The organism is Spongiactinospora gelatinilytica (assembly GCF_003236385.1).
Lineage (GTDB): Bacteria > Actinomycetota > Actinomycetes > Streptosporangiales > Streptosporangiaceae > Spongiactinospora > Spongiactinospora gelatinilytica.
Map to the genome: position 1 here is coordinate 1 of NZ_POUA01000655.1, position 2,058 is coordinate 2,058.

3 protein-coding genes are annotated in these 2,058 nt (G+C 69.6%); all 3 read left to right on the forward strand.

Going from position 1 to position 2,058, the window contains the following annotated elements; genetic code table 11:
* Window positions 1-281 (forward strand): MerR family transcriptional regulator (locus C1I98_RS38270; RefSeq protein WP_497846275.1); only part of this gene is annotated, 281 nt, incomplete at its 5' end.
* A 265-nt stretch (window positions 282-546) separates the two neighbouring features.
* Window positions 547-1,200 (forward strand): HNH endonuclease family protein, encoded by a 654-nt coding sequence (locus C1I98_RS38275; RefSeq protein WP_111172110.1) that lies wholly within the window; start codon window positions 547-549, stop codon window positions 1,198-1,200.
* Between the two features lie 113 nt (window positions 1,201-1,313).
* The coding region (locus C1I98_RS38280) for a pyridoxamine 5'-phosphate oxidase family protein (RefSeq protein WP_111172111.1) at window positions 1,314-2,058 on the forward strand (745 nt) is incomplete at its 3' end.

The following is a 2,058-nucleotide window of genomic DNA, read 5'->3' on the forward strand; positions in this document are numbered from 1 at the left end:
GGGTGGTGGCGGTCGAAGACGTCCTGGGGGCCGCTGTAGAGGAGCTGGCCGCAGGGCTGAACACCGCCACGATCGCCGAGCTGTTGCCGTGCATGATCGATGATGGCGAGGGGCTGCGGCCGGGGTGCGCCGGGCTGCTTCCCGACCTGCGATGGGAACGCGACCGGCTGACCGGCGCGGTCGCCGAGCTGCTGGCGGCCCGCGACGCGCTGGACACGATCATCAACGCCACGGGGCCGCTCGAACCGGCGGGGGCCTGTGCCGTCCCGGCGGGCGCCTGAGCGGCCGGGCCGCGCGGTTCCGGTACGGCAGAGCCCCGTTCCCGCCGCCCGCCGTCGCCGGTAACGCCCCGGTGCCCGGCGTTTCGCGGGCGGCCATGGCCGCTCGCCGTTCCAGCACCGGCTACCCGGCCGCCGTAAGACGCCGATGCCCGTTCGGCCCCCCTTGGCGGAGCCTGGGACAGCGCGAACGCCCTCCCATGAGCCCGAGGATGCCCGGCCCCCGGTATAGACCCATGGGAGGGGAGTGGTTGGGTATGAGCAAAACATGATCTTCCTAAGCAGGGCGGCCCGCTTCGCCGTACTCGTCCTCCTGGTCATCCCGATCAGCGTCGTTCTCGCCGCGTCGCCCGCGGCGGCCGAACCCCGGAAGGTGACGCAGGCGAAGGCCGCGGCTCAGGCGCGGCGGATGCTGGCGCGGCTCAAGGTCGCCAGGCCGTTATCCATCAGCGGTTACAGTCGCAAGCGGTTCCAGCCCAGGTGGGCGCATCACAAGGGGGCCTGCGACACCCGGGAGACGGTGCTCGCCCGCGACGGGCGGCGGGTGCGCAGGAACGCGGCCTGCCATCCGGTCAAGGGGGTCTGGTACAGCCCGTACGACGGCAGGCGGCTGAAGAGCGAGAAACAGGTGGACGTCGACCATGTGGTGCCGCTCGCCTATGCGTGGCGGTCGGGCGCCAAGCGGTGGAGCCAGGCCAGGCGGCGCGCGTTCGCCAACGACCTCCGCCGCCCCGAACTGCTCACCGTCAGCCATTCCGCCAATATCGCCAAGGGCGGTCAGGGCCCGCAGAGCTGGCGTCCGCAGCGCCGGGCCTACTGGTGCACGTACGCGTCCTCGTGGATCACCGTCAAGCACCACTACCGGCTCTTCGTGACCCGCAAGGAGAAGGCGGCGCTGAACAACATGCTCCGCACCTGCTGAAGAACCTGCCGAAGAAGCCTGCTGAAGAAGCCTGCTGAAGAAGTCTGCTGAAGAGCCGGCTGGGACCGCCGAGGTTGCCCTCAAGTTGGGTTGAGGTTATAGCGTCCCCGTTCATGCGCGTTGACACAGATCTGTCGGAGGTCCTGGCCGGTGTCAGGGTCCTGGAACTCACCACGGTCACCGCAAAAGGCGGGGTGAACACCCGGCCGATGTCGTCGGTATGGCTGCCGGAACGCCGGCAGATCATGTTGACCACCCCTGCGGCGTATTCGCAGAAGGTGCTCAACATTCGCCGGGACGGGCGCGTGGCGCTGCTGTATTCCGACTTCACCGGCAGCGGCCTGGAACAGCGGCGGACGGTCCTGGTAAGAGGCACCGCCACCGCCCCCGATGTGGTGGCGGCGCCGCAGGACATCGCCGAATACTGGCACGGGCTGATGCGCCGGAATCCGGGGCTGGCCGAAGAGGCCGCCGATCCCGTCCGGCAGGCCGCGATGGACTGGTACTACTGGCGGCTGCCCATCATCGTCGAACCGCAGCGAATAGACGTGTTGCGGGCCACCCCCGCCGGAGGAAAGTGGGACGCGGCGGCGATACCCGATGGCGCGCCGATGGACGTGCAGATCGACGACGCGCTGACCCGATATCCCAGCGCGGTTTTCGCGGCCAGGGACGACAAGGGGCACCCGTATTCGGTGCGGGCGTACGTGAGCCGGTCGGAAACGGGATCGTCATTGCGCCTGCGCACCGAGGAGCCTTTCCCCGGCGTCCCTGGACCGGCGAATCTGCTGTGGCACCAGCACAACGGCCGTTCCGGTGACATGGCGGTGCTGCTGGTGGCGGGGGTCGCGGACGGGG